This window comes from Acinetobacter sp. MB5, assembly GCF_003261585.1.
Lineage (GTDB): Bacteria > Pseudomonadota > Gammaproteobacteria > Pseudomonadales > Moraxellaceae > Acinetobacter.
The window spans coordinates 1-23,516 of sequence record NZ_POVU01000023.1 but is presented as its reverse complement, the minus strand read 5'-3'; the positions used below and the strand labels follow the sequence as shown (position 1 = coordinate 23,516).

The window sequence follows — 23,516 nt, the reverse complement described above, 5'->3', positions numbered from 1 at the left end:
TATCACCCATTAGCCTGTATTGCGCAGACCTGCGGCAATCCCTGTAATGCTGACCATGAGTGCATGATCGACAGGGGTATGTTCTGCCTGATGTTGTGCTAAATAAACACGGCGGCGCTTCATCAGTTCGGCTTGTAATAAATGCAGAGGCAGCAAATAGGTTTTGCGTACACGCATTGACTGATCAAGCACTTCATTTTGACTGAGTAATTCAGATTCGCCTTTGAGTGTGAGCAGGGTATCAATCGCATCTTGTAGGCGCTGACGAAGTTCATTACCCAACGCATGTAGATGTTCATTTTGAGTCAAATGAGTCTCGTAATACCAAGCAATATCGGCATCAGCTTTAGATAAGACCATTTCCAGCATATCAATTAAGGTCTGGAAGTAAGGCCATTGTTGAAGCATTTCATCCAGTTTGCCTTTTTGCTCTTGGGCAATGATCTCATCAATTGCCGCACCTGTTCCGAGCCAAGCAGGCAGCATTAAGCGAATTTGAGTCCATGCAAATACCCAAGGAATCGCACGTAGTGATTCGATACCACCACTGACACGACGTTTAGCAGGACGTGAACCGAGCGGCAGCATTTGTAACTCAAGCTCAGGAGTGACCGTGCGTAAGTACTCGACAAAATGCGGATTTTCCCGAACAGTCTGACGATATACTTTGACCGAAGTCTCCGTCATTTGATGCATCAGTTCTCGCCATTCCGCTTTCGGTACAGGCGGCGGTAACAAGGTCGCTTCTAATGTTGCTGCGGTATAGACTTCCATGTTTTGCAGCGCTACGCCTTCAATACCGAATTTGAAGCGGATCATTTCCCCCTGTTCGGTAACGCGAATTGCGCCTGAAATTGAACCTGGCGGTTGAGAAAATAGCGCTTGTTGCGTTGGTGCACCACCGCGGCTGATCGAACCGCCACGACCATGAAACAGGGTAAGCTGAACATCATGTGCTTGGGCAACCGCAGTGAGTTCTTCTTGCGCACGATACTGAGCCCAGTTCGCCGACATAAAGCCAGCATCTTTGGCTGAGTCCGAATAACCAATCATGACTTCATGTTTGCCCTGAATATGCTGTTTGTACCATTGCACGTTAAACAGGGTATTCATGGTTTCAGCAGCGCCGTCCAAATCTTTGAGAGTTTCAAAGAGGGGTACAACGCGAAGTGGTTTCTGAATGCCAGCTTCTTTTTGCAGCAGTAAGACAGCCAAAACATCACTTGGATATTCAGCCATAGAAATAATATAGGCACCCAAAGACTCGGCAGGTTGTTCTGCCAATGTCCGCATGGTGGAAAAGACTTCCTGAACATCTGGATGGTTGATCAGGCTGTTTTCGGGTTCATTGAGCAATTTGGGTAGCAATGGGCGTTTGCTTTGCAACTCATTGATCAGGAAGTTTTGGCGGGCCTGTTCAGTCCATGTTTCAAAATTGCCTAAACCTAAATATTCAGTGATCGCAGAAATGGCTTGACGGTGACGACCAGATTCCTGACGAATGTCGAGTTTGAGCAATTCAATGCCGAAACAATGCACACGGTGGATAAAATCGAGCAGATTCCCATTGGCGATTTCTGGCAAGTTGCTGTCAATTAATGAACGGTGACAAAGCAGTAATGGATCAAGCAATTCATGTTTATGACGAATCACACGCGGATCTTCGATGGTTTCCACGCCTTGTAATTTGTCCGAGAGCCATTGACGGGTAACGCGTAGACGTTCGCGTAAATCACGTAAATATTCACGATAGGGTTCGGCATGCTCACGACCTAAGGCTTGGCGTAGTTCATCGGAACACTGCTGAATCGAGAGTTCCCAGCGCAGGCTTTCAAGGTCGCGTAAATACAGTTCAGTGGCTTGCCAACGGGAGAACCATAACACTTGTTGAGTCACGTCATGGGTGACATTTGGGTTGCCGTCACGGTCACCGCCCATCCATGAGGCAAAGCGGATCGGGGTGATATGGGTTGGCAATGCCTGACCGCAGTGCGCTTGTACCAGCTCATTCAGTTCACGAATAAACTTGGGCACGGCTTGCCACAGGGTTTGTTCAATAACCGTAAAGCCCCATTTGGCTTCATCAATTGGAGTCGGTTTTTGGCGACGAATTTCATCGGTTTGCCATGCCGAGCAAATCAGTTGTTTGAGTTTCTCAATGGCTTGCTGGCGTTCTTTTGGTGTTAGCTTTTGTTGGTCGAGCTGTTCTAGGCAGCGATTTATATCGTCATATTTCTGAATCAGGGTACGGCGACTGACCTCAGTTGGGTGTGCTGTTAGCACCAGCTCAATATTTAAATCACAAATTTGCTGATATAGGGTTTCAGCTGAAATTTGTTGTTGTTTAAATTTTTCAAATAGGGGTTCAAGCGGATTTGGAGAGGGCTGGCTTTCATCAAACTCACTGGCACGACGACTACGCACCACATGGTATTGTTCAGCAATATTGGCGAAATTCAAAAAATGGGTAAAGGCACGCGTCAGTGGTAAAATCTCTTTATCTTCAAGATTGAGAAAGAGTTGTTCTAACTGCTTTTCCGCTTCGACTTGTCCATCACGAGCCCCTTTGGCAAGAGCGCGAATTTGCTCGACCTGATTAAATAAATCCTGACCTGCATGGGCTTTTAAGGTTTCTCCTAATAAATTGCCCAGTAGTCTGACGTCTTCGCGTAATGGTGCATCGATATGTTGTGCCATAGTTAAATTCCTTATGGGAGGCATTATGGTCTATTGAAATATAAAAGGAGATTTCCCTTGTATATTGAAATGTCGCTTTTATCTAAACATAACAAATTTATGTAGAAAAGCCTTTAGCCATTGGTCGTGTAAACTAAGAAAAAAATAAGATTTAAGTGTGTTAAGAAGTTTGAAAATTCACATCAATTCAATAAAGCCTGAGCAGATGACTGATGCGTAGCGTAAAAAAGATATTTTTCTGTGAAATTGTCTTGGTTTTAATGCAAATATTTTACGTAAAAGGATGCGAAAAGTACAAAACTCACCTATAGTAACAAGTCGATTTTATACAATCTTATACATCATGTTTTCAAGGCATGTCCTATGCCGTGAAGGGGTCTAAGTTCCATGGCGCAAGACAAAGTTGAGCAGCATCGTCGTTATATTTCTGCGGCGTATATGTTTATGTTTTTGGCAATGTTTACCGTAGTTACAGGATTCATTGCCTATTTTTTGTCTGCGAAAGTTGCACACAGTCAGGATGCTGAAGTCTGGATTCAATCGCATGGTGTCTGGATTATGCGAAATGTCATTTTATTCATCCTGATGGGGTTGTTTGCAGCAGTATGGTTTATTCCTTTGGCATTTTATGCGTGGAACGACATGCTTTGGGTGACAGGCTTTACCGTTGCAGGTGTGGTTTTTGCGTTTATTGCCTGGATGTATCTGTTAAATAGCTTTATTAAAGGCTTGTCTAAGTATTTCAAAAAGAAAGCAGTATTTTAATTTCACGAATTTTTTCATTATTTGCCTTGTAAAATGGACAAAGATCCCAATTTTACATGGGAGTTGTTCTATATTTGAAATTCCGTGAGGAGCATCGCCTATCATGGCTAAACGTGATTATTATGAGGTTTTAGGCGTTTCTAAAACTGCTAGTGATGATGAAATCAAAAAAGCCTACCGTAAGTTGGCGATGAAATATCACCCTGACCGTAACCCAGACAATGCCGAAGCTGAAGAAAAATTCAAAGAAGCTGCTGAAGCGTATGAAATTCTGTCTGACAGCGAAAAGCGTAGCATGTATGACCGCATGGGACACAATGCCTTTGAAGGTGGTTTCGGCGGTGGTGCAGGCGGTGGCTTTGGTGGCTTTAGCGCGGAAGATATTTTCAGTCAGTTTGGCGACATTTTCGGTGGTGCATTTGGTGGCGGCGGACGTCAGCAACAGCGCCAACGCCGTGGTTCAGATTTACGTTATGTGATGGAACTTACCCTTGAAGAAGCAGTTCAAGGCGTGAAAAAAACCATTACCTTTACTGCGCCAGCACCATGTGATGCCTGTGATGGTAAAGGTTCAAAAAATCCAAATGATGTTGAAACTTGTAAAACCTGTCATGGTGCAGGTCAAGTGCGTATGCAGCAAGGTTTCTTCTCGGTTCAGCAAACTTGTGGCACATGTCGCGGCCAAGGCAAAATCATCAAGAACCCATGTCAAAAATGTCATGGTTCAGGAGTGAGTGAGCGTCAGCAAACGTTAGAAGTGACCATTCCAGCAGGTGTGGACAATGGTGATCGCGTACGCTTAACAGGTAAAGGTGAAGCGATTCGTGATGGTCAGGCAGGCGACTTGTATGTCGAAGTTGTTGTGCGTGAACACGAAATCTTCCAGCGTGATGGTGCAGACCTGTATATGGATGTGCCAATTAGCATTGCCGATGCTGCATTGGGTAAAGAAATCCAGATTCCGACACTTGATAGTCGCGTGAGCCTGAAAATTCCTGAAGGCACGCAAAACGGGAAAGTGTTCCGTCTACGGGGTAAGGGCGTTCGTCCAGTGCGTAACAGCATGGTTGGTGACTTGCTTTGCCGTATCGTAGTGGAAACCCCTGTGAATTTGACTGCACGTCAACGCGAGTTGCTCAAAGAGTTACAAGCAACAATGGATGGCAATGACCAACATTCAAGTGCCAAGAAAAAATCATTCTTTGATCGTTTGTTTGACTGATCTGGTGGATTGATTTTGAGAAAAAACCTGCTGTCTAAAGCGGTTTTTTTTGTGTCGGAGTGCACATGCACAGAAATAAGTTTTGTTATAGTAAGCACATTGATTAAAAAATTTAGGAAATGACAACATGTCTACATCACCACGTATTGGGATTTTAGGTGCGGGCGGTCGTATGGGCCGTATCTTGATTCAGGCAGTGCAACAGGCAGGCTTCCAACTTGCAGCAGCAGTTGAACGTCCAACCAGTTCTTTGGTTGGGACAGATGCGGGTGAATTGGCAGGTATTGGTGCTGTAGGTGTGAAGATTGCGGGTTCATTAGAAGCCGTATTGGCAGATGTGGATGTGGTGATTGATTTCACAGCGCCTGCTGCGACTGAACAACACCTCAAACTTTGCCGTGATGCGGGTGTCGCCATGGTGATTGGCACCACAGGCTTTTCTGAAGAACAAAAACAGCTCTTGAATGACACAGCAACACAGATTCCTGTGGTCTATGCAGCGAACTATTCAGTCGGTGTCAACGTGTCGATTAAATTACTTGAGCTGGCTGCAAAAGTGTTTGGCGATACAGTCGATATCGAAGTGATTGAAGCGCATCACCGCCATAAAGTCGATGCACCATCGGGTACAGCTTTGATGATGGGTGAAGCAGTTGCAGGTGCTTTAGGTCGTGACTTGAAGCAAGATGCGGTATATTGCCGTGAAGGTCATACAGGCCCACGTGAGCGCCAAAGCATCGGTTTCCAAACCATTCGTGGTGGTGACATTGTCGGTGAGCATACCGTGATGTTTATTGGTGAAGGTGAGCGTGTTGAAATCACCCATAAAGCCACGAATCGTATGAACTTTGCTTCGGGTGCAGTTCGTGCAGCGGCATGGGTTGTCGGTCGCGATGCAGCGAAATATGACATGAAAGATGTTCTAGGCTTGTAAGTACTTGTCTAACATCAAAAAGCCAGTCTGATGACTGGCTTTGTGCATTTTAAGATGCAGCTTCACAAGCCGCAGGATTGTCATGTTGATACAGACGTTTTTGCACCAAAACCAAAACTAGCGTTAATGCAGCCAGTACAGCACCACTGACAGGAACGGCCGCGTAACCCATATTCAGACTAATCACAGCACCACCGAGTGCAGCACCCAAAGCATTGCCCAAGTTAAATGCACCGATGTTAACTGAAGATGCCAGACCAGGGGCTTCATGTGCCACGGACATCACCCGCATTTGTAGGGGGGGAACCAAGGCAAAAGTTGCCGCACCAAAAACAATCAGGGAAATGGCAGCACCGACCGAAGTTTTCGCCAAGATCGGGAATAGCCCCATGAGGACGATGAGCACGACTAAAAAGCCAATCAAGGTACGGTCAATCGATTGGTCGGAAAATTTACCGCCGTAGTGGTTACCAATCGAGAACCCCAGTCCGACCAACACCAGCATACAGGTCACAAAAGTTGGTGATGCGTGGGTAATCGTGCTGAGTGTCGGCGCGATATAGGTATACAAGGTAAATAGAATGCCTGCGCCCATGACCGTGGTTAAAAGTGCCAGCATCACCGCGGGACGGGTCAGAACTTTGAGTTCCTGCATCACATTGGGTTTTTGCCCGACTGAACCTTGTGATAAGGCTTTAAACAGGGACAGCATGGTGATGACACCAAGCACGGCAATTCCTGCAAAGGCACTCCGCCAGCCAATATGCTGACCGACCCATGTTGCCAAGGGCACACCACCAATATTGGCAATGGTCAGTCCCATAAACATCATGGCAATGGCACTGGCCTGTTTGTCTTTGGGCACAACACTGGTGGCGACAATTGAACCAATCCCGAAGAATGCCCCGTGGTTCAAACTGGTAATCACCCGAGCGCCCATCAGACTCAAATAGTTCGGCGCAATCGCTGCAATCAGGTTGCCAAGGGTAAAAATTGCCATCAGGATGATTAATGCTTTACGCCGTGGAAAATGCCCAAACCATAAGGTCATGATCGGCGCGCCAATCATCACACCCAGCGCATAGCCAGTAATCAGCATACCCGCAGTCGGAATGCTAATGCCTAAGTCATGTGCAATGTTTGGCAATAGCCCCATCGGGGAAAATTCAGTCGTGCCAATCGCAAATGCACCAATCGCTAAAGCCAGTAACGGTAAATTGATTTTCATAGCAAATCCTTAGTCCCACGCTGGCGCCAGCTGTTCAGGATCGACTTCACGGCCATGGCGTTCAAGTGTAGCAATCTGTTGCATTTCTTCAGCACTGAGATGTAAGTCTTGTGCCTGTAGGTTATGCAATAAGTGCTCGCGTTTCGTTGAAGATGGAATCACGGCAAAGCCTTTTTGTAATGCCCATGCCAGTGCCACTTGTGCGCTGGATGCCTGATGTTCAGCCGCAATCGCCGTTAAAACAGGATCATTGAGGACTTTGCCATAAGCCAATGTCATATAGGATGTGACATCAATCTCTTCAGCTTGCAAAAAATCAGCCAGTTTTTGGTTTTGCAAATAAGGACTGAGTTCAATCTGATTGGTGGCAATGTGCTGTTTGCCGATCTCGTCCATCGCCTGTTGCGTCAGGGCAATATTGAAATTAGACACCCCGATCTGCTCAGTTAACCCTTGCTGTTTGGCTTCAAGTAACAGTTGCATTACTTCGCTGATATTCACGCCCATTTTCGGTGCTGGCCAGTGAATCAAGGTCAGATTAACGGCATCAGTACGCAGTTTTTGCAAACTGTCTTTCAAGCTTGGAATAAATTTCTCAGGGCTGAAATTGTCTACCCAAACTTTGGTGGTCAAAAACAGTTCTTGTCGTGCGACACCGCTTTCAGCAATGGCTTGCCCGACTTGGACTTCATTGTCATAAATCTGGGCAGTATCGATGGCACGATAGCCAACGTCTAAGGCTGTTTTGACAGAATCAATCACGACTTGGTCTTTCAGGCGAAAGGTACCTAGACCAAAACGGGGAATATGCATAGCAGATGCTCAGGTATTCTTAAAGATGTTGAGTATTTTGCTCAGTTTTTTGTTGCTGAAAAATATGGAAATCTGCAAAATATTTTTGATTATTTATCAAAAATAGGTGAAGGGTGAAATCCAGCATCGAAGAGTTACAGGTGTTTATTGCGGTCGTTGACACAGGCAGTTTGGGCGCTGCTGCTGATTTGCTCAAGCAAACCACATCGGGCGTGAGCCGTGCCTTGAGCCGTCTGGAACAGAAACTGGGTGTGACTCTGCTCGAACGCACAACACGCCGTTTAAAACTGACCCAAGAAGGCGAATTGTTTTTGCAAAGCGCACGGCAAATTTTAAGTGATTTGTCTGCAGCGGAAGATGCCTTGCTGAAATCAGACAGTGATATTTCAGGCCTAATTCGGGTCGATGCTGCTGCATCATTTGTGTTGCATGTGATTGTGCCACTGATTCAGGAATTTCGCCGTTGTTATCCACAGCTCAAAATTGAGCTGAACAGTAACGATCAGATTGTTGATTTATTGGAAAATAAAACCGATGTCGCGATTCGGATTGGCAACTTGCACGATTCCTCTTTGCATGCCAAATATCTGGCACGTAGTCAGTTATATCTGGTGGCAAGCCCAAGTTATCTAGCGGAGCATGGCTGTCCACAATCGGTCGATGAGTTATTGCAGCATCAGCTGATTGGCTTTGGTCAGCATCCGCATTTGAATGTCTGGCCGATTTTAAAACAGGGTCAGCCTTTAAAAATCTGTGCCAATTTAACAGCCAGTACGGGAGAAACCATTCGTAAACTGGCGTTATGCGGCAACGGAATTGCCAGTTTATCCGAGTTTCTGATTCATCAGGATTTGAAAAAGCAGGAGCTGATTCCGATTTTGACCGATCAGACGGTTTTAAAAGAACAGGTGATTCAAGCAGTTTATTATCAGCAGGAGCACCTACCTAAGAGAGTGCGTCTGTTGATTGAATTTCTGGCAGAGCGACTGGCAGAGGGTTTTCCCAATCAGTGACAAACCGATTCAGTCAATTTGCCACGATCAGATCAAACCATGAGATCAGTCAAAATCAGCCTTGAGTACCACGCGGTAACGGACTTGCCCTGAGTGTAGGCGCTCAACGGCATCGTTAATTTGTGACATCGGGAACAGTTCAATTTGTGGTGCAATGTTTTTGCGCGCAGCAAATTTAAGCAAGGTACGTAATGCCGATGGTGAACCTGTTGGCGAGCCAGTAATGGATTTTGCGCCGCTAATCAGTAAATTGGCAGGCGTTGCAATCGGTTCTAGGGGAATGCCAAGCAGATGTACACTGCCATTTGGGGCAAGGCTATGCAGATAGCTTTTCCAGTCGAGTGTGACATTGACGGTGCTGAGTAATAAATCGAATTTGCCTGCTTGTGCTTTGAGAGCTGCACTGTCACGACTGTTCACCACATGGTCTGCACCCATGGCTTTGAGTTCTTCTGTTTTATCTAAACTGGAAGTAAACGCAGTAATTTCACAGCCCCATGCTTTCAGCAGTTTAATCGCCATATGACCCAAACCACCAATTCCAATGACACCCACGTGATGAGTGGCCTGAATCTGATGTTTTAACAGAGGATCAAATACGGTGATGCCGCCACAAAGAAGTGGGCCAGCACTTTCAGGGGCAAGGTCATCGGGAAGGGGAATCACCCACTGCCAGCCAGCGCGGACTTTGTCGGCAAAACCGCCTGCATGCCCGACAATAGTGGCCTTACGTTCACCTGTACACAGCACCTGTTGTCCTGCAAGGCAGTGATCACAGGCTTGGCAGGTTTCCGCTGTCCAACCAATACCGACACGTTGACCCAGTTTCAGACCTTTGGCTTCACTGCCCAGTCGCACAATTTTGCCAATCACTTCATGTCCTGCGATGACAGGATACTGGGAAACACCCCATTCATTGTCAATCATCGACAGATCGGAGTGGCACAAACCACAGTATTCGACCTTGACCTCGACTTGATGAGGTGAAAGATCACCTGCATCAAACTCATGCGGAACGAGAGCAGATTTTGCAGTTAAGGCTGCATAGCTACGAATTCGATTTTCACTCATGATGCACTCCTTGTTCGGAATTGTTGTTATTTGCAAAAGCAGTCATCTTCATGATCATTGACCATGCCACAGGCTTGCATGAACGCATAGCAGGTGGTCGCGCCCACAAATTTAAAACCACGCTTTTTTAGGGTTTTTGAGAGTTTCTGGCTGATCTCGGTTTGTGCAGGCGCTTCTTGATAATTTGGAACTGCATTGTGAACTGGCTTGGCATCGACAAATTGCCATAGCCATGTCACGACATCACCCACGTCTTGTTTTAAGTTCAACCATGCTTGTGCATTGGCTCGAATGGCATTGAGTTTGCCGATGTGACGGATTAAGCCTGCATCTTGCAGTTTTTGTTCTAAGGCAGTATCGGATAGTTCTGCAATCTGTTGAATAGAATATTGAAAAAAATGCTGACGGTAACAGTCACGTTTTTTCAGGACGGTAATCCAAGACAGACCTGCTTGCTGACCTTCGAGGCACAACAGTTCAAACAGTTGCGCTTCATCATATAAGGGTTTGCCCCATTCCTCATCGTGGTAGGCGATATAGAGTGGATCATCGGAACACCAGCGACAGCGCTGTTGAGACATGGCAAACTCCTGATTATCTGTTGTTTTTAAAGTGTGAATAATGTCCACTGATCGTTTTTAGTGTCCCAAAAAAACAGTTCGGCTTGTTGTAAATCTTCTAAAGACAGCCACAGATCCTTACCTGCTTTGTCATTGTAGCCTGTACTAATCAGCAGACCATTTTCTGCAATTTCCATGACCCAGCCCTGATAGCATTGACCACGAAGTTGGATTTTTTGTTGATTGCCCGATTCGGCAAAGTCAACTAAACGATTGATAAGGGCTTCAGACATGAAACGAGTGTTCCTAACGTAAATAGGGGAATGGGTTGACCGCGCCGCGACCTTTGCCATCCAGATAAATGCCATAGTGTAAATGGGTGACGGTATGTCTGGCATTACCCGTGTTGCCGACATAGCCTATCAGTTCGCCCGCATGCACATAGTCTCCGACTTTTAAGCCGCGCTTATGCTTGTCCAAATGTGCATAATAATGCCAAGAACCCGCAGGGCCTAAAATCCAGATGACATTGCCACCAAGGGTGTTGCTTTGCAAACTGGCGACCAAACCTTCGGTGGCGCTGGTCACTTTGGTATCGCGTGGTGCCAGTATATCAATTCCTTCATGGCGACGTCCTGCACTGCGTGAAGCACCCCAAGTATCGGTGAGCTGATCTGCTTTGACGCCTTTGACAGGAATAGGAAGATGAACACCTAATCGCATGGCTTTGAGACGGCTGACTTGCTGGTTGGGCAGTGGTGTGGTCTTTCTCGGCGTTGAACTACACGCAGCCAAAACGATGACCGTTAAAATTAAAACAGCATGTGAAAGAAAACGCAAAATACAGTGTCCTTTGAATCAGTATTTTCCAACAGCATGCCGTATAGATGTTTAAACGTTTTGAATCAGTTTTTTCATGGCTGTTGGAATGCCTCGGTCAATTGCCTGTTGTGGGGTGAGCCATTCACCGCCCAGTTCTATTTGTAGATGTTCCAACTGATCGCTGTCAACTTGGATTTGCTGAATATTTAATTCCCACGTGAAGTGGGTAAAACTATGACGAATTTGTGTGAGATATTGCGCTGTTGCTAAACCAAAAGTAGTCCGTTGCTGTTGCAGTTCATTCAGATCTGCAAAAATTGGCAGGCAATATAAACCGCCCCAAAGTCCAAGCGCAGGACGCTGTTGCCATAACCATTGATCTTGATGACACAGTAACAAGACTTCCGCCTGTTTCACAGGCACAGGTTTCTTGGCTTTCTTGAAAGGCAGTTCGGTTTCAATCCCTTGTTGATGGGCTTGGCAATGCTGCTGCATCGGGCAGTACAGACAGAGTGGTTTTTTCGGGGTACAGATGGTTGCCCCCAAATCCATAATCGCTTGCGTGTAGTCATGATTACGTTCAACAGGGCAAAGCTGTTCGGCACGCGTCCACATCTCCCGTTCATGCACAGGTTTACTCAGGTCATCTTCAATGGCAAAAAAGCGCGCCAATACCCGTTTGACATTGCCATCCATAATTACGCCGTACTGACGTAAACCTAGTGACATCAGAGCACCTGCGGTCGAACGTCCAATGCCAGGCAGTGCCATCCAGTCTTCAAGGGTTTCTGGGAAATGGCTTTGTGCAGCAACGATTTGAGCGGCTTTGTGCAGATTGCGTGCCCGAGCGTAATAACCTAGACCTGCCCAGTAGGGCGCGACTTCATCCCAACTCACCTGAGCAAGTGCTTCAACGGTTGGAAAGCGTTGAATAAAACGCTCAAAATATTGCAGGACGGTTTTGACTTGGGTTTGTTGCAACATGATTTCTGAAACCCAGACTTTGTAGGGATCATCAGCGACTTGCCACGGCAAATCATGCCGACCGTGCTGGTCGAACCAAATCAGTAAAGCATCAGAAAATGAAAAATCAGACATGCACACCACCTCTCAAAACCGCGAGGTAGTATACGTCAAGCGAGCAGCAAAAAGCAGTGAAGATGTGCGTACACATCTTCACAGAGGAATCAGCAAGATTTTAAAAGCAGGGTTTTAAGCTTCGCTTGGGTTTAAGATGCCCCAGCGTTCATCAAGCTTCAATTGTTGACCTTTATAACGTGGAATCACATGAATGTGCAGATGTTGTGAGACCTCGCCAAACACATTCCCGTCGTTAAAGCCGATATGATAGCCTTCAGGATGATACAGAATTTCTAATTCATTACGCGCTTGTTCAAGTAAGGACATCAGACTTTTGCGTTCTTTGTCAGTGACATCAAAAAATGAACTGACATGACGTAATGGCACAATCACCATATGTCCTTTAGACAGGGGATGAGGTTCTGGGAAAATTACGCCAAAGTCATTTTTGGCAATCACATCATAATCATCAAAATCGCAATAAGCACAATGCTCAGTCATGGTCGCTTCCTACTTGTTCTAACAATTCAATAAAATCGGTTTAAGCACGTAGATCACGTGCTAGCAGTTGGTACATGGCATCGAGGCCTGCACGTTCAGCTTCTGGGTTATAGCCCAAATCAACGCCGTTGGCTTTGGCACGAACATCGGCAAGCGGGTTGCTAAAGCCGTGTTTGGCATTGGCTAAAATAATGACTTCATGCTTCACATCGGCAGCTTGCATTTCCTGTTTGAAGCTTTCGACATTGTCTAAAGTTACCATGCTGTCGAGTTCGCCGTGCAGCACCAAAACTTCAGCTTTAATCTTGCCTTTTTCAGCAGGAACCGCTGTGGACAAGTTGCCGTGGAATGTAGCGACTGCTTTAATCTCAGCACCTGAACGCGCCAAATCTAAAACGACTTTGCCACCGAAACAGAAACCAATGGCTGCCAAACGTTGTACATCTACTTCAGGTTGTGCTGCAAGCGTGGCAAGTGCCGCAGTCACACGCTCAACGATGGTATTTGGCTGCTGGAATGTTTCCATCATCCATTCATTGGCTTGGCTGGCTTGTTCAGTGGTTTGTTTGTCACCGTACATATCAATCGCAAATGCCGCATAGCCATGTTCAGCTAATTCTTGAGCGCGTTGCATGACATAATCATTGCGTCCCCACCATTCTGGTGCAACCAATACGGCAGGTACAGGTGTGTCAGATTGTGGTGCAGCAAAAAAGCCGATTAAGGTCTTACCATCTGGAGCTGTATATTGAATTTCACGTGTAATTATTGCGCTCATGATCGACATAATCCTTATGAATAAAAGATGTGTTTCACTATAACTGAATCGATTTTGATTAAAGCATAGATTTTTGTTGTCGGGTGAAAATTCTCCAAAATTGTTGAAAAATACCGTTTTAAATGCACTGTTTTAGTTTAATTATTTATTCTGAATCAGCGAATTAGTGATTATTTTTTTAAATACTTGCCCCTCAGTGGCGAGGAGCAGGCAGTAGCAGAAATCCTTAATTCACCTGAGCCAAAATCTCGCAGGCCTGTTGCAGCGTTTCGGTTTTTTTAGCGAAGCAAAAGCGTAACAAACGCAAGTCTTTGGGTGGTTGTGCATAGAACACAGAAATTGGAATGGCAACGATTTTATGGGTCTGTGCCAACCATTGGCACATCTCGACATCGTTCAGGTCAGGGCGAATCTGACTGTAATCGACATTTTGAAAATAAGTGCCCTGAGTCGGCTTAAAGATAAATTTGGATTGCGCCAAACCTGTATTAAACAGATCACGCTTTTTCTGATAAAAATTGGCGAGCTGCTGGATATGCTCAGGATGCTGCTGCATAAAATTGCTCAGCGCCACTTGGCAAGGTGTGTTTCCGCAGAAACTGGCAAACTGATACACCTGACGGAATAAACGCATGAACTCAGGTGCAGCAACACAGTAGCCTGTTTTCCAGCCCGTGACATGAAAAGTCTTGCCAAACGAACCAACCACAAGGCTACGCTGGCGCAGTTCAGGAAATGAGAATGCCGAATAATGGCGCTGACCATCATAAATCAGGTGTTCATAGACTTCGTCGGAAAGCACCACAATATTATGATGTTTGATCAATTCAATCAGGGTCAGCCAGTCCTGTTTTGACCAAATCGCCCCACTTGGATTGTGTGGCGTATTGACAATAATCATGCGGGTACGCGAGTTGATGCTGTCTTTGACCTGTTGCCAGTTCACCTGAAAATCAGGTGCGAGCAGGGGAATCCGTACGCTCACGCCTTGAGCCAGCTCCACCGCAGGCGCGTAGCTGTCATAACTCGGATCAAAAATAATCACTTCATCGCCTGCGTGAATCAGGGCTTGAATGGCACAGTACAAGGCAATCGTTGCCCCTGAGGTAATGGTGATTTCTTGAGGGCTGTCGAGTTGCACCTGATCGCGCTGTAGAAACTGCTGTGCGACTTGCTCACGCAGTGGCATCCAGCCATCACCCGCAGCATATTGATTAAAACCATTTCGGGTCGCTTCAACCAAACAATCAAGCAGTGCTTCAGGCGCAGCAAAGTCTGGAAAACCTTGCGACAGATTAAGGGCATTGAGTTGTTGGGCCAGTGCCGACATTTGGCTAAAAATGGTGACACCTTGGGCAGGGAGTTTAGACTGGAATGACAACATGAATTTTTTCTCTAATTTTTGATGTTAAATCAGGTATTCAACCGCTGCGCGAATGATCCCCAAGCATAACCCAATAAATGCGCCAACGATCACGCCGTTGACCCGAATCATATGCAAATCGCCACCGACTTCGTTTTCAATCTTGCCGATCATTTCTGAGGAATCCCATTCATGAATCCGCTGGCTAATAAAGCGAATGACTTTGTTGCTGTATTGGTCGCTGAGCTGAATCGCAAGTTGACTCAAGCGTTGATTGAGAATTTCACGAACCTTGTCATTTTCCATGAGATTTTGTCCGACCAGCTCAATCGCTGCTCGCACGTTTTGTGCAATCCCTGATTGTTCTTTTTGTAGATCTTGTTTGATGGCATTGCATAAAATCACCACTGCACCACTAATGAAGTTCAGCATTTGAGGACTATCGAGCAGGGCATTCTTGGTGGCATTCAGGCGCAGACTGGCATGACTTTCTGGGTCACGCAGTTCCAGCATCAAGGTTTGGGCATAGTTTTCGACATATTGTCGCCATGGATGTTCAGGATCAGCCAGCATGGCTTCGACTTTCTCGACCAAACTGTCAATCATGCGTTGTTGTACGTCAATGCCAATCCAGTTGAAGCCTTTGGCAATTTTCCAAACACCGAGTTCCTGAAAAATTCGCTGAGTGAGTTCACGAGTCTGCTCAGGATGAAATGTCACCCAGTCATGTGCCAAGTCCAGACCATGCTGTAACAAGTCCTGATGAAAGTCATTGTCCAAAACTGCACGTAACATTTCACTGGCTAAGTTATTGATTTGAGTGCTACGTACCCATTGAACACTGTTACTTTGAATAAATTCTGCAATTTGTTCTTGCCCAACAAAGTCCAGCACTTGTGGCAGGCTTTGCTGCATCAGTTGAGTGACTTGGCTATTGTTTTTCGGGTTCGCCAGCCAGCGTCCAACACTCAAACTTAAATCAGTTTGTTTGAGGCTACGTTCCACAACTTCAGGCGATAAAAAATTTTCCTGTACGAAACGTCCCATCGACTCGGCAATTCGGGCTTTATTTCGCGGAATGATTTCGGTATGGTCGAGCAGGAAACGCGGAATCGGCATCTTCCCAAATGGGTTGCGAAATAGCACGGTAATCGCATACCAGTCCGCTAAACCACCTACCACGCCTGCTTCAGCACCCAACATCAGAATATGAATCAGCCAAGCATAATCAGGCAAGAATTTTGCCAATACCATTAAGATCAACCACGCCACAATGGCCATGACCAGTGCAATGCCTGCAAAGCGCTTACTGCGTTGTAAACTGGTCAATGTTGAGCTTGTTGGCGTGGGTAGACTCATGTTTGATTCCTAATAGGGCGAGATTAATGAGGCTGTGGCGGTGCAGGTGGTAGCACTTCACCTGTGGTACTGACCCCATATTTTTGTCCGATTGATTTTAAAATCAGAGTGGCATCAAAGGCATCACTCGGGATATTTTTCTGATCTTTATAACATTCAATTGTATAGGACACTTCGACAGGGTCAATGGTTATGACCTGAGGCATGTTGTACCATGGGTCATAAAATCCTGGGTGACGGAAAGAGTAGGGATAGAACATCGGGTCAGGATAGACCACAGCCTTGCGCGGTGGTTGCTGGGTACGGTTGCTTGGATCATTGAGAACTTTAAAGTAGCGGAAACCATTTTTCACTGTGGTCTGAGCTGCTTTAACTAGGGTAATTTCTTCGGCTGTTCCATAGCTCAAATTTGATGTTGCTTTAAAGCCTATACGGTAAGTCTGGTTGTTGAGCGGGTAGCTAGAAAATTGTCCTAGCTGGTCAAATGTGTGGGGTTTTCTGGGCAAAGTACTACAGGCGGACAGACCGAGTGCAAGACTTAAGCTCAGACATGGAATTAACTTGTTCATGTGACTGCTCCAAAATGAAAGATTTTATTAAAAATCCTTGATCATCAATACATTATAAAAATGTGACTTGTTGTTCTGCTGTAGTGGCCCTATATCCATCACCATGAAGATCATGCTCAAGAGAGTCAATGGAGATTTTGTTGTAATACAACCGCATAATCTTCAGCCATGATTGTGAATTGATGATGAATAATCAGTATACAAACCAGCTTCTATAATTTTTTAAAATATTGTTTTATATATTTATTTTTTAAACATTATTGATGATGCTGTATAAAGTGACTATAGGCAAAGTTACAAGCGACTTTTGCTGTATTGACCATTTTCATTTTTGTTCTGTATCAAGCCGTACTTTGCAATTATTTTTCAATACAATTCACATTTTTCATGCATCTAAATGACCGTTTATGGGTACAATTTTGTGCGACCCAAGCACGCTGTCATTATTTGATACTTACTGTCATGATAATCAGTATAATTTGTCCGTTTGATCTGGATAAGCATTTTAATTCGAGTGAGTAAAGAACATGAGTCAACCCAATGCCGTTTCTCAAACTATTGTGCCAAGTTGGGTAGACGCATCTGTAGTCACGGGAATGCTGCGTGGTATTGAACGTGAAGCTTTACGTATGCAGCAAGATGGCTATTTGTCACAACAACCACATCCTGTCTCTTTGGGTTCAGCTTTAACCCATCCGCACATTACCACCGATTATTCAGAAGCATTATTAGAATTTATTACTCCTCCGCAGCACAATATAGCGGCTGCACTGAATTATTTAAGCGATATTCATCATGTTGCCGATCAGCATTTACCTGAGGGTGAAAAGCTTTGGCCAATGTCGATGCCATGTATGCTCGATCAAGATGAAGAACAGATTCCCCTGGCAGAGTATGGCTCATCCAATATTGGACGTTTCAAGACGTTGTATCGTAAGGGATTGGGTGTACGTTATGGTCGCCGTATGCAAACCATTGCAGGGGTACATTACAACGTCTCATTTCCTGACCAGTTGTTTGAACGCTTGCAGCAGCATGAACAAGATCCAGCATTAAAAGCTTTAAGCCTTCAAGATTATCGTAGTCATCGCTATTTTGGTTTGATCCGTAATTTTATTCGCCTGACCCCAATGGTGATGTATTTATTGGGGGCGAGTCCAACGGTCTGTAAAACCTTTTTGATTGGACGTGAACATAAACTTCAGTCATTAATTGGTGGGACATTGCATTTGCCATATGCAACTGCACTACGTATGGGTCGTCATGGTTATCAAAACTCGGCACAAAAACAGTTAGGCATTCATTACAATAACTTAACAGGCTATTTGCAGGGCTTACAGGCCGCAGTGAAAACGCCTTATCCTGCATTTAGTGAACTCGGTTTAGATGATGCTCAAGGTGAGCCAATCCAGATTAATGACCACATTTTGCAAATTGAAAATGAATACTACAGTTTAGTACGCCCAAAACAAGTCCCACAAGGTAGCGAAACGCCGTCGGAAGCTTTGGCAAAACGTGGTGTCGCGTATATTGAATTGCGCGCTGTAGATGTCAATCCGTATAGTGAAATTGGGATCGAAAGCTCAAGTGCAGCATTCTTGGAAAGTTTGGCTTTGTACTGTTTGTTACAAGACAGTCCTGAAATCTCTGTTGAAGAACAAGAGCTGATTGAGAAAAATCAAGCAGAAGTTGTGGAACGTGGGCGTGCTGAAAATGCCACTATTCAAAGCTTAAGCACCAGCTATGCTATTGCAGACTGGTTGCAGTTGCATTTAGATGCAATGCGTCCTGTTGCGGCTTTATTAGATGAAATTGAGCAGACACAATTGTATGCCGATGCGCTCACACTGATGCAGCAACGCATTGATGACCCACAAACGACACTGTCAGCTCAAGTCATTCGAGATATGTTGCAGGCAGGGGGGACGTGGCGTTTGGGCACTCAGCTCGCTGAACAGCATACACAAGCTTATCAGCATCATGATTTAACGGCTGAAAAGCAAGAATACTTTGACAAACTGGTTGGGGTTTCTTTGCAACAGCAGCAGCAACTTGAACAGACTTCACAACCTACATTTACAGAATATCTGGCGAACTTTCGCTAAAAATAAAAAGGGGAAAGCATTTGCGCTTGAGTTATCGTTTAGTCAATGCCTTGTTGGTATTGGCAACTATTGTCGGCATGTCATTTGCGCTTTATCTTGAGCATGTCACAGGTTTAGAACCATGCCCATTGTGTATTTTTCAGCGTTTAGGTCTGATGGCAATGGGCTTTATCGCCTTGATTGCGCTGATTCACAATCCTGCATCTCCTGCCTTTAAGCGAGTTTATGCATTCTTGGCAGGTTTAGGCATGCTTTGGTCTGTTTCGGTGGCTGGGCGTCAAATCTGGCTGCAACATTTGCCTGCCGATCAAGTCCCGAGTTGTGGTCCTGGATTAAACTACTTGGTGAATGTCCTGCCACTGAAAGAAGTGCTTTCTGAAGTACTGACAGGTTCAGGTGAATGCGCCAAAATTGATTGGACATTCTTGGGACAACCGCTTTCTGTATGGTCTTTTGTGTTCTTTTCATTCCTATTGATTGTTTGTATCTGGCAAATGCTACGCCGAAATACTTAAACAATAGTCTAATGAAATAAAAAACGACCAAACTGTTCTGGTCGTTTTTTTATATCAACTGTAAAAAAATCAGAAAGAATAGACATAAAATCAGCGGTCTATTTTACTTTCAACAGGTGCTTTGATCTGGCCAGTATTTAAGATTAAATAAATCAGAGTAAAAAAGTCGACTTAGACGTAAAAACTATTTTTCAAATTATTTGCTTTTCGTCATAATCAAAACAGTTCTAATGAAGAGGTCATATGACTTCGGATTGAAACCCTCTAGATGTGAAAACATCCTGCCGTTTCCGCTCAGCCTACTACCTTTTGGCTGAGCTTTTTTTTGCTTAAAATTAATCAGAAAAAACACTTAATCTCGAATGATTTGACCAGTTACAGCATCAATAATTCGGCTTGGTAAAGGGCTTAGACCTAAATCACCTGTCAGATAGTTCAATTGATCATCAAAATAGTGTTGTGCTTCAGCAAAATTACGCGCAGGGTCTAAACCTGCGGGATTGGCACTGGTCGAAACAATAAAACTGCCAAATGCGCGGCACAGCTGTTGGCACAGTGGGTGATTAGTGACACGTACAGCGACTCGTGGATGCTGCCCTGTAATCCATTCAGGAATGACATCCTGATTCGGGAGCAGCCATGTAAGACCACGTTCATCGGCCTGACGGTTATGCCAGCTGGCAATAATTTCTTGTTGGCGTGAGCTCTCGAGAGGGGCAAGCAGAGCTTCAACTTGCTCAACATCACTAGCGAGGAGAATCACCCCTTTTTCAATTGGTCGTTGCTTTAATTCTAAAATACGTTGAAAAGCTTGCTGATTCATTGGGTCACAGCCTAAACCCCAAACAGCTTCAGTTGGATAGGCTAATACTTGGCCGTGCTGCAAAAGCTCGGCGGCACGTGCCACTGAATTGGTGATCATGTTTTTACGCTCTATGAAGAATTTAAGAAAAGCAGGGTGCAGTTGCTGCACGGCAACGACTATAACGCCCGGCCTGTTGCAAGCACAAGCCTAAAAGTTCTAATTCCATGAGTTGGGCGGTCAGTATATCGGGAGTCAAATGAACTTGTATGGCAAGTTGGTCAAGGTCTTGTCCAACCCAGTCTAGTTGTTGATATAAGTCATGTAAATGAGATGGGATTTCTGAAGTAACGCTGTTTTGAATGTCTTGTTGTTGCACTTGCCATTGAGTCGGTAATGCTAAATCTTCAATGATCTGTTCAGGATGGTCGACCAGTGTTGCACCTTCACGAATCAGCTGGTGGCATCCTCGATGATGCTCACTGTAAATATGTCCAGGAATGGCAAAAATCTGCTTACCTTGTTCAGCCGCAAGTTTGGCTGTGATTAAAGAACCACTTTCTAAAGCTGCCTCAGCAACAAGCACTCCTAAACTCAGACCACTCACAATTCGATTACGCCTTGGAAAATTGTGCTGCAAAGGCTTGGTAAAGGGTAGAAACTCGGTAATCACAGAGCCACCATTATCAACAATTTGTTGTCGTAAGTTGATGTGCTGTGAAGGATAAGTTTGCTCAATACCCGTTGCCATGACAGCAATTGTACGTTGATGTTTCAGTCCAGCACTATGCGCGGCCTGATCAATGCCTTGAGCCAGACCACTGGTAATAAAGAAACCTTTGTCTGCCAGATAATAAGCAAAATCATAACTGAGCTGTAAACCATGCGAGCTGGCCTTGCGGCTACCCACAATTGCAATTTGAGGTTGGCTTAAATTGAATAGAGGGCCTTGCCCAAACAAAATTGGTGGTTTATCTGAATAAGGAAGTAGCTGTTTAGGATAATGACTTTCTTCTGCAAGACAAATAAAGTCACAATGCTGTTGTAAACAGTCAATTATTTTCTGAAATTTTTGCTGTTCACTTGTTTCTTGAAAATGTTGGGCACGTTGAACATGATTTTTATGAACGCCTGCATTTGCCCAACGTTGCAAGTTAGCAGTTGAGGTTGCCTGTTCAGCACTTCCAAAATAATCAATCAGATGTTGATAACTCGATAGGGAATGTTGAACCAAATACCACAAGCGAATACTGTCGAACTGAAGCTTGCTGATTTGATTCAACATAGGTCACCTTACTCTGAGTCAGATGGCGCTTGAATAGAGGCACCCACTTTGATTGGTACACTGCTATCTAATACATAGGCATAACTTAAATGATCAAATGTTTTAAAAATCATTAAATGACCGATTTCTTCTTGAGGCAGGATGACGGGTTTACCTGTTTTAATATCTGGAACAATTTCACCCTTTTGGTAAATGCTGAATATTTGACCAGGTTTTGCACCTTCAAGTAAACCACGGTCAATAGTCACTACACTACGTTTTGCTGCTTCACCAATAGAGCCAAGAACACGAATGATTTTGGCACCAGAAGTGACTTCATTTTGTGCTGTCGGGTAGAAAGTCGAAGGAAGGTCACTTTCATATTCAGGTAAAATTAAGTCACCGCGACGAATTTCCTGATTGTAACTCTTGGTGACTTCTAAAGTTGTAATGTCACCAGACTCATTTTCAGCAGTTGAGGTTGCACTGGCAACTTGTAATAACTCAACGCCAGCATTGTATTCTTTGCCATGCGCATCTTTCATTAAATACGGTTCGGTTTGTCGGTAAATTCCATATTGCTGACCAACAGCTAAACCATTGCCTCGAGCATAGACTTTTTGCCCGCTACCACCGAGTAAACGGTCATCAGCAGCACCGACTATATAGGGTGTATTGGTCAATGATGCAGGTGCAACAATATTTGTACGGTATAACCAGACTTCGATATCACTTAGATTAATGACAGGAATCGCATTATCTAAAGATTCAACGCGAACTTGTGGTTTTAAGTTAATCGCACCTATATGGCGTCGAATAATACCTTCACAGCCATCACCTTCATCTTTTCCGACCAAAGGTTTTCCTTGAAAAGAGCAAAGTAATAAACGGTCACCTGGATAAATCCAGTGAGGATTCTTGACATGACGGTTATGTGCCCAGATCTCAGGCCAGCGCCAAGGCTTTTTCAGAAACTTACCTGCGATATCCCAAAGCGTATCCCCTTTACGAACCACATAAACATGAGGGGCATTGGTTTTTAAACTTGATGGTGCAGTATTTGGAGATGCTGCATTGACCATAGAGATACTGCCTAGACCCAAGCCCATACCTAAAGCTACAGCAAGGGCATGCTTTTTTAACCCCAAGGTGGTCCCCTTTAAAACCTTTTTCATTATCATAATTCCTAAATGGATATTTGTAATTGCGTTATAATAACCAACTTACTTAACATTTTTCTATGAAGCATGTTCTTCATAGGGCTGTTAAATAAATGGTATTTGTGAGGAGGGCATATGGCCTTATTACCCATTCTAAATTTCCCAGACCCACGTCTGCGTACCATTGCACAACCTGTTGAAGACGTTACTGATGAAATTCGTCAGCTTGCCGCAGATATGTTTGAAACAATGTATGATGCTCCTGGCATTGGCTTGGCAGCAACTCAAGTTGATCGTCATATTCAGTTGATCGTCATGGATTTATCTGAAGATAAAGACCAACCTTTAGTTTTTATTAATCCTAAAGTCACATCATTAACTGAAGAAACTCAACCATATGAAGAAGGTTGTCTGTCAGTTCCTCAAATATACGATAAAGTTGAACGTCCGTCACGCGTCAAAATCGAAGCTTTAAATCTTGATGGCGAAAAAATTGAGATTGAAGCCGATGGCTTATTGGCAGTTTGTATCCAGCATGAAATGGATCACTTAAATGGTAAATTGTTTGTTGACTATTTATCACCTTTAAAACGCCAACGTGCTCGTGAAAAAATAGAGAAACTTGTACGTAGTCGTGAACGTGAAAAAGTAGCAGTAAAGCGATAAGTTTAAATTATGCGCTAAACGAAATTTTAGCGCATAAATAAAAAGTTAATAAATAACAGTTATTTATTAATTTATTGGTATAAAAAAAGGACAGACGACAATATTGGGGAGAAAAAAAGGTTGCATGACGTTTTAAATCCTCTATAATGCGTATCCATCGGCGGTGATGCAGATAAAAACTTGTTGATTAACAAGGGCTTAGCTAGATAGGTTAAGTTTTTAAGTTGAT

The 23,516-nt window shown here is 44.5% G+C and carries 23 protein-coding genes; 7 read left to right on the top strand and 16 right to left on the bottom strand.

The window, feature by feature from the left end:
- Positions 1 to 9 precede the first annotated feature (9 nt).
- Positions 10 to 2,697: a phosphoenolpyruvate carboxylase gene (gene ppc / locus C1A47_RS15950; RefSeq protein WP_111896014.1), complete on the bottom strand. Its 2,688-nt coding sequence runs from the start codon at positions 2,695 to 2,697 to the stop codon at positions 10 to 12.
- Positions 2,698 to 3,084: 387 nt separating this feature from the next.
- Between ppc and C1A47_RS15945 the strand changes: the two genes are divergently transcribed.
- The 3 genes from C1A47_RS15945 (at position 3,085) to dapB (ending at position 5,618) form a co-directional block, all read left to right on the top strand.
- Positions 3,085 to 3,462 carry a hypothetical protein gene (locus C1A47_RS15945; RefSeq protein WP_111896013.1) on the top strand — a complete coding sequence of 126 codons (378 nt, stop codon included), beginning with the start codon at positions 3,085 to 3,087 and terminating at the stop codon, positions 3,460 to 3,462.
- Between the two features lie 103 nt (positions 3,463 to 3,565).
- On the top strand, positions 3,566 to 4,684 hold the full coding sequence (gene dnaJ / locus C1A47_RS15940) for a molecular chaperone DnaJ (protein WP_111896012.1): 1,119 nt from the start codon (positions 3,566 to 3,568) through the stop codon (positions 4,682 to 4,684).
- 127 nt (positions 4,685 to 4,811) lie between these two features.
- Complete coding sequence (gene dapB / locus C1A47_RS15935) at positions 4,812 to 5,618, top strand: 4-hydroxy-tetrahydrodipicolinate reductase (protein WP_111896011.1); 807 nt, start codon at positions 4,812 to 4,814, stop codon at positions 5,616 to 5,618.
- 49 nt (positions 5,619 to 5,667) lie between these two features.
- On the opposite strand, the gene C1A47_RS15930 is transcribed toward dapB, so the two are convergent.
- Positions 5,668 to 6,846: an MFS transporter gene (locus C1A47_RS15930; RefSeq protein WP_111896010.1), complete on the bottom strand. Its 1,179-nt coding sequence runs from the start codon at positions 6,844 to 6,846 to the stop codon at positions 5,668 to 5,670.
- Positions 6,847 to 6,855: 9 nt separating this feature from the next.
- On the bottom strand, positions 6,856 to 7,659 hold the full coding sequence (gene dkgB / locus C1A47_RS15925) for a 2,5-didehydrogluconate reductase DkgB (protein ID WP_111896009.1): 804 nt from the start codon (positions 7,657 to 7,659) through the stop codon (positions 6,856 to 6,858).
- A 113-nt stretch (positions 7,660 to 7,772) separates the two neighbouring features.
- On the opposite strand from dkgB, the gene C1A47_RS15920 reads away from it, so the two are divergent.
- On the top strand, positions 7,773 to 8,672 hold the full coding sequence (locus tag C1A47_RS15920; protein ID WP_111896008.1) for a LysR family transcriptional regulator: 900 nt from the start codon (positions 7,773 to 7,775) through the stop codon (positions 8,670 to 8,672).
- Positions 8,673 to 8,717: 45 nt separating this feature from the next.
- Here C1A47_RS15920 and ahr read toward each other — a convergent pair whose 3' ends face one another.
- The 10 genes from ahr to C1A47_RS15870 all read right to left on the bottom strand — a co-directional run bounded on the left by ahr (position 8,718) and on the right by C1A47_RS15870 (position 16,775).
- The gene (ahr, locus tag C1A47_RS15915) at positions 8,718 to 9,743 is read right to left on the bottom strand and encodes an NADPH-dependent aldehyde reductase Ahr (RefSeq protein WP_111896007.1); all 1,026 of its coding nucleotides are present in this window, start codon (positions 9,741 to 9,743) and stop codon (positions 8,718 to 8,720) included.
- Positions 9,744 to 9,769: 26 nt separating this feature from the next.
- Positions 9,770 to 10,324 carry a DNA-3-methyladenine glycosylase I gene (locus C1A47_RS15910; RefSeq protein WP_111896006.1) on the bottom strand — a complete coding sequence of 185 codons (555 nt, stop codon included), beginning with the start codon at positions 10,322 to 10,324 and terminating at the stop codon, positions 9,770 to 9,772.
- 26 nt (positions 10,325 to 10,350) lie between these two features.
- Positions 10,351 to 10,596 carry a hypothetical protein gene (locus C1A47_RS15905; RefSeq protein ID WP_111896005.1) on the bottom strand — a complete coding sequence of 82 codons (246 nt, stop codon included), beginning with the start codon at positions 10,594 to 10,596 and terminating at the stop codon, positions 10,351 to 10,353.
- A gap of 13 nt (positions 10,597 to 10,609) precedes the next feature.
- A complete protein-coding gene (locus C1A47_RS15900) occupies positions 10,610 to 11,143 on the bottom strand; it encodes a M23 family metallopeptidase (protein ID WP_111896004.1) in 534 nt (177 codons plus the stop codon).
- Positions 11,144 to 11,194: 51 nt separating this feature from the next.
- Complete coding sequence (gene mutY, locus C1A47_RS15895; protein ID WP_111896003.1) at positions 11,195 to 12,223, bottom strand: A/G-specific adenine glycosylase; 1,029 nt, start codon at positions 12,221 to 12,223, stop codon at positions 11,195 to 11,197.
- Positions 12,224 to 12,337: 114 nt separating this feature from the next.
- Positions 12,338 to 12,706, bottom strand: coding sequence for an HIT family protein (locus C1A47_RS15890; protein ID WP_111896002.1), 369 nt, complete (start codon positions 12,704 to 12,706; stop codon positions 12,338 to 12,340).
- A 40-nt stretch (positions 12,707 to 12,746) separates the two neighbouring features.
- Entirely contained in the window at positions 12,747 to 13,484 is a 738-nt protein-coding gene (locus C1A47_RS15885; protein WP_111896001.1) for a dienelactone hydrolase family protein, read from the bottom strand.
- Between the two features lie 226 nt (positions 13,485 to 13,710).
- Positions 13,711 to 14,868, bottom strand: coding sequence for a methionine aminotransferase (locus tag C1A47_RS15880; RefSeq protein WP_111896000.1), 1,158 nt, complete (start codon positions 14,866 to 14,868; stop codon positions 13,711 to 13,713).
- Between the two features lie 24 nt (positions 14,869 to 14,892).
- Positions 14,893 to 16,206, bottom strand: coding sequence for a DUF445 domain-containing protein (locus tag C1A47_RS15875; RefSeq protein ID WP_111895999.1), 1,314 nt, complete (start codon positions 16,204 to 16,206; stop codon positions 14,893 to 14,895).
- 23 nt (positions 16,207 to 16,229) lie between these two features.
- On the bottom strand, positions 16,230 to 16,775 hold the full coding sequence (locus C1A47_RS15870; RefSeq protein ID WP_111895998.1) for a CC0125/CC1285 family lipoprotein: 546 nt from the start codon (positions 16,773 to 16,775) through the stop codon (positions 16,230 to 16,232).
- Positions 16,776 to 17,302: 527 nt separating this feature from the next.
- On the opposite strand from C1A47_RS15870, the gene gshA reads away from it, so the two are divergent.
- Both gshA and C1A47_RS15860 read left to right on the top strand, forming a co-directional pair.
- The gene (gene gshA, locus C1A47_RS15865; RefSeq protein ID WP_111895997.1) at positions 17,303 to 18,880 is read left to right on the top strand and encodes a glutamate--cysteine ligase; all 1,578 of its coding nucleotides are present in this window, start codon (positions 17,303 to 17,305) and stop codon (positions 18,878 to 18,880) included.
- A gap of 20 nt (positions 18,881 to 18,900) precedes the next feature.
- The gene (locus C1A47_RS15860; RefSeq protein WP_111895996.1) at positions 18,901 to 19,395 is read left to right on the top strand and encodes a disulfide bond formation protein B; all 495 of its coding nucleotides are present in this window, start codon (positions 18,901 to 18,903) and stop codon (positions 19,393 to 19,395) included.
- Positions 19,396 to 19,747: 352 nt separating this feature from the next.
- Here the strand turns inward: C1A47_RS15860 and C1A47_RS15855 are convergent, their stop codons facing one another.
- Genes C1A47_RS15855 through C1A47_RS15845 form a run of 3 tightly spaced genes read right to left on the bottom strand, consistent with a single transcriptional unit; the run spans position 19,748 to position 22,636 of the window.
- Positions 19,748 to 20,317: an L-threonylcarbamoyladenylate synthase gene (locus C1A47_RS15855; RefSeq protein WP_111895995.1), complete on the bottom strand. Its 570-nt coding sequence runs from the start codon at positions 20,315 to 20,317 to the stop codon at positions 19,748 to 19,750.
- 22 nt (positions 20,318 to 20,339) lie between these two features.
- Positions 20,340 to 21,482: a DNA-processing protein DprA gene (gene dprA / locus C1A47_RS15850; protein ID WP_111895994.1), complete on the bottom strand. Its 1,143-nt coding sequence runs from the start codon at positions 21,480 to 21,482 to the stop codon at positions 20,340 to 20,342.
- An 8-nt stretch (positions 21,483 to 21,490) separates the two neighbouring features.
- Entirely contained in the window at positions 21,491 to 22,636 is a 1,146-nt protein-coding gene (locus C1A47_RS15845) for a LysM peptidoglycan-binding domain-containing protein (protein WP_111895993.1), read from the bottom strand.
- Between the two features lie 120 nt (positions 22,637 to 22,756).
- Between C1A47_RS15845 and def the strand changes: the two genes are divergently transcribed.
- Positions 22,757 to 23,287: a peptide deformylase gene (gene def, locus C1A47_RS15840; protein ID WP_111895992.1), complete on the top strand. Its 531-nt coding sequence runs from the start codon at positions 22,757 to 22,759 to the stop codon at positions 23,285 to 23,287.
- The last annotated feature ends 229 nt before the right edge of the window (positions 23,288 to 23,516 follow it).

Bases quoted from the DNA above. Each gene is read 5' to 3' on its own strand.
- dnaJ (WP_111896012.1), top strand. From the start codon at position 3,566: ATGGCTAAACGTGATTATTATGAGGTTTTAGGCGTTTCTAAAACTGCT.
- def (WP_111895992.1), top strand. From the start codon at position 22,757: ATGGCCTTATTACCCATTCTAAATTTCCCAGACCCACGTCTGCGTACC.
- C1A47_RS15905 (WP_111896005.1), bottom strand. From the start codon at position 10,596: ATGTCTGAAGCCCTTATCAATCGTTTAGTTGACTTTGCCGAATCGGGC.
- C1A47_RS15930 (WP_111896010.1), bottom strand. From the start codon at position 6,846: ATGAAAATCAATTTACCGTTACTGGCTTTAGCGATTGGTGCATTTGCG.
- ahr (WP_111896007.1), bottom strand. From the start codon at position 9,743: ATGAGTGAAAATCGAATTCGTAGCTATGCAGCCTTAACTGCAAAATCT.
- gshA (WP_111895997.1), top strand. From the start codon at position 17,303: ATGAGTCAACCCAATGCCGTTTCTCAAACTATTGTGCCAAGTTGGGTA.
- C1A47_RS15870 (WP_111895998.1), bottom strand. From the start codon at position 16,775: ATGAACAAGTTAATTCCATGTCTGAGCTTAAGTCTTGCACTCGGTCTG.
- C1A47_RS15845 (WP_111895993.1), bottom strand. From the start codon at position 22,636: ATGAAAAAGGTTTTAAAGGGGACCACCTTGGGGTTAAAAAAGCATGCC.
- ppc (WP_111896014.1), bottom strand. From the start codon at position 2,697: ATGGCACAACATATCGATGCACCATTACGCGAAGACGTCAGACTACTG.
- C1A47_RS15885 (WP_111896001.1), bottom strand. From the start codon at position 13,484: ATGAGCGCAATAATTACACGTGAAATTCAATATACAGCTCCAGATGGT.
- C1A47_RS15945 (WP_111896013.1), top strand. From the start codon at position 3,085: ATGGCGCAAGACAAAGTTGAGCAGCATCGTCGTTATATTTCTGCGGCG.
- dkgB (WP_111896009.1), bottom strand. From the start codon at position 7,659: ATGCATATTCCCCGTTTTGGTCTAGGTACCTTTCGCCTGAAAGACCAA.
- C1A47_RS15910 (WP_111896006.1), bottom strand. From the start codon at position 10,324: ATGTCTCAACAGCGCTGTCGCTGGTGTTCCGATGATCCACTCTATATC.
- dprA (WP_111895994.1), bottom strand. From the start codon at position 21,482: ATGTTGAATCAAATCAGCAAGCTTCAGTTCGACAGTATTCGCTTGTGG.
- mutY (WP_111896003.1), bottom strand. From the start codon at position 12,223: ATGTCTGATTTTTCATTTTCTGATGCTTTACTGATTTGGTTCGACCAG.
- C1A47_RS15880 (WP_111896000.1), bottom strand. From the start codon at position 14,868: ATGTTGTCATTCCAGTCTAAACTCCCTGCCCAAGGTGTCACCATTTTT.
- C1A47_RS15855 (WP_111895995.1), bottom strand. From the start codon at position 20,317: ATGATCACCAATTCAGTGGCACGTGCCGCCGAGCTTTTGCAGCACGGC.
- dapB (WP_111896011.1), top strand. From the start codon at position 4,812: ATGTCTACATCACCACGTATTGGGATTTTAGGTGCGGGCGGTCGTATG.
- C1A47_RS15890 (WP_111896002.1), bottom strand. From the start codon at position 12,706: ATGACTGAGCATTGTGCTTATTGCGATTTTGATGATTATGATGTGATT.
- C1A47_RS15875 (WP_111895999.1), bottom strand. From the start codon at position 16,206: ATGAGTCTACCCACGCCAACAAGCTCAACATTGACCAGTTTACAACGC.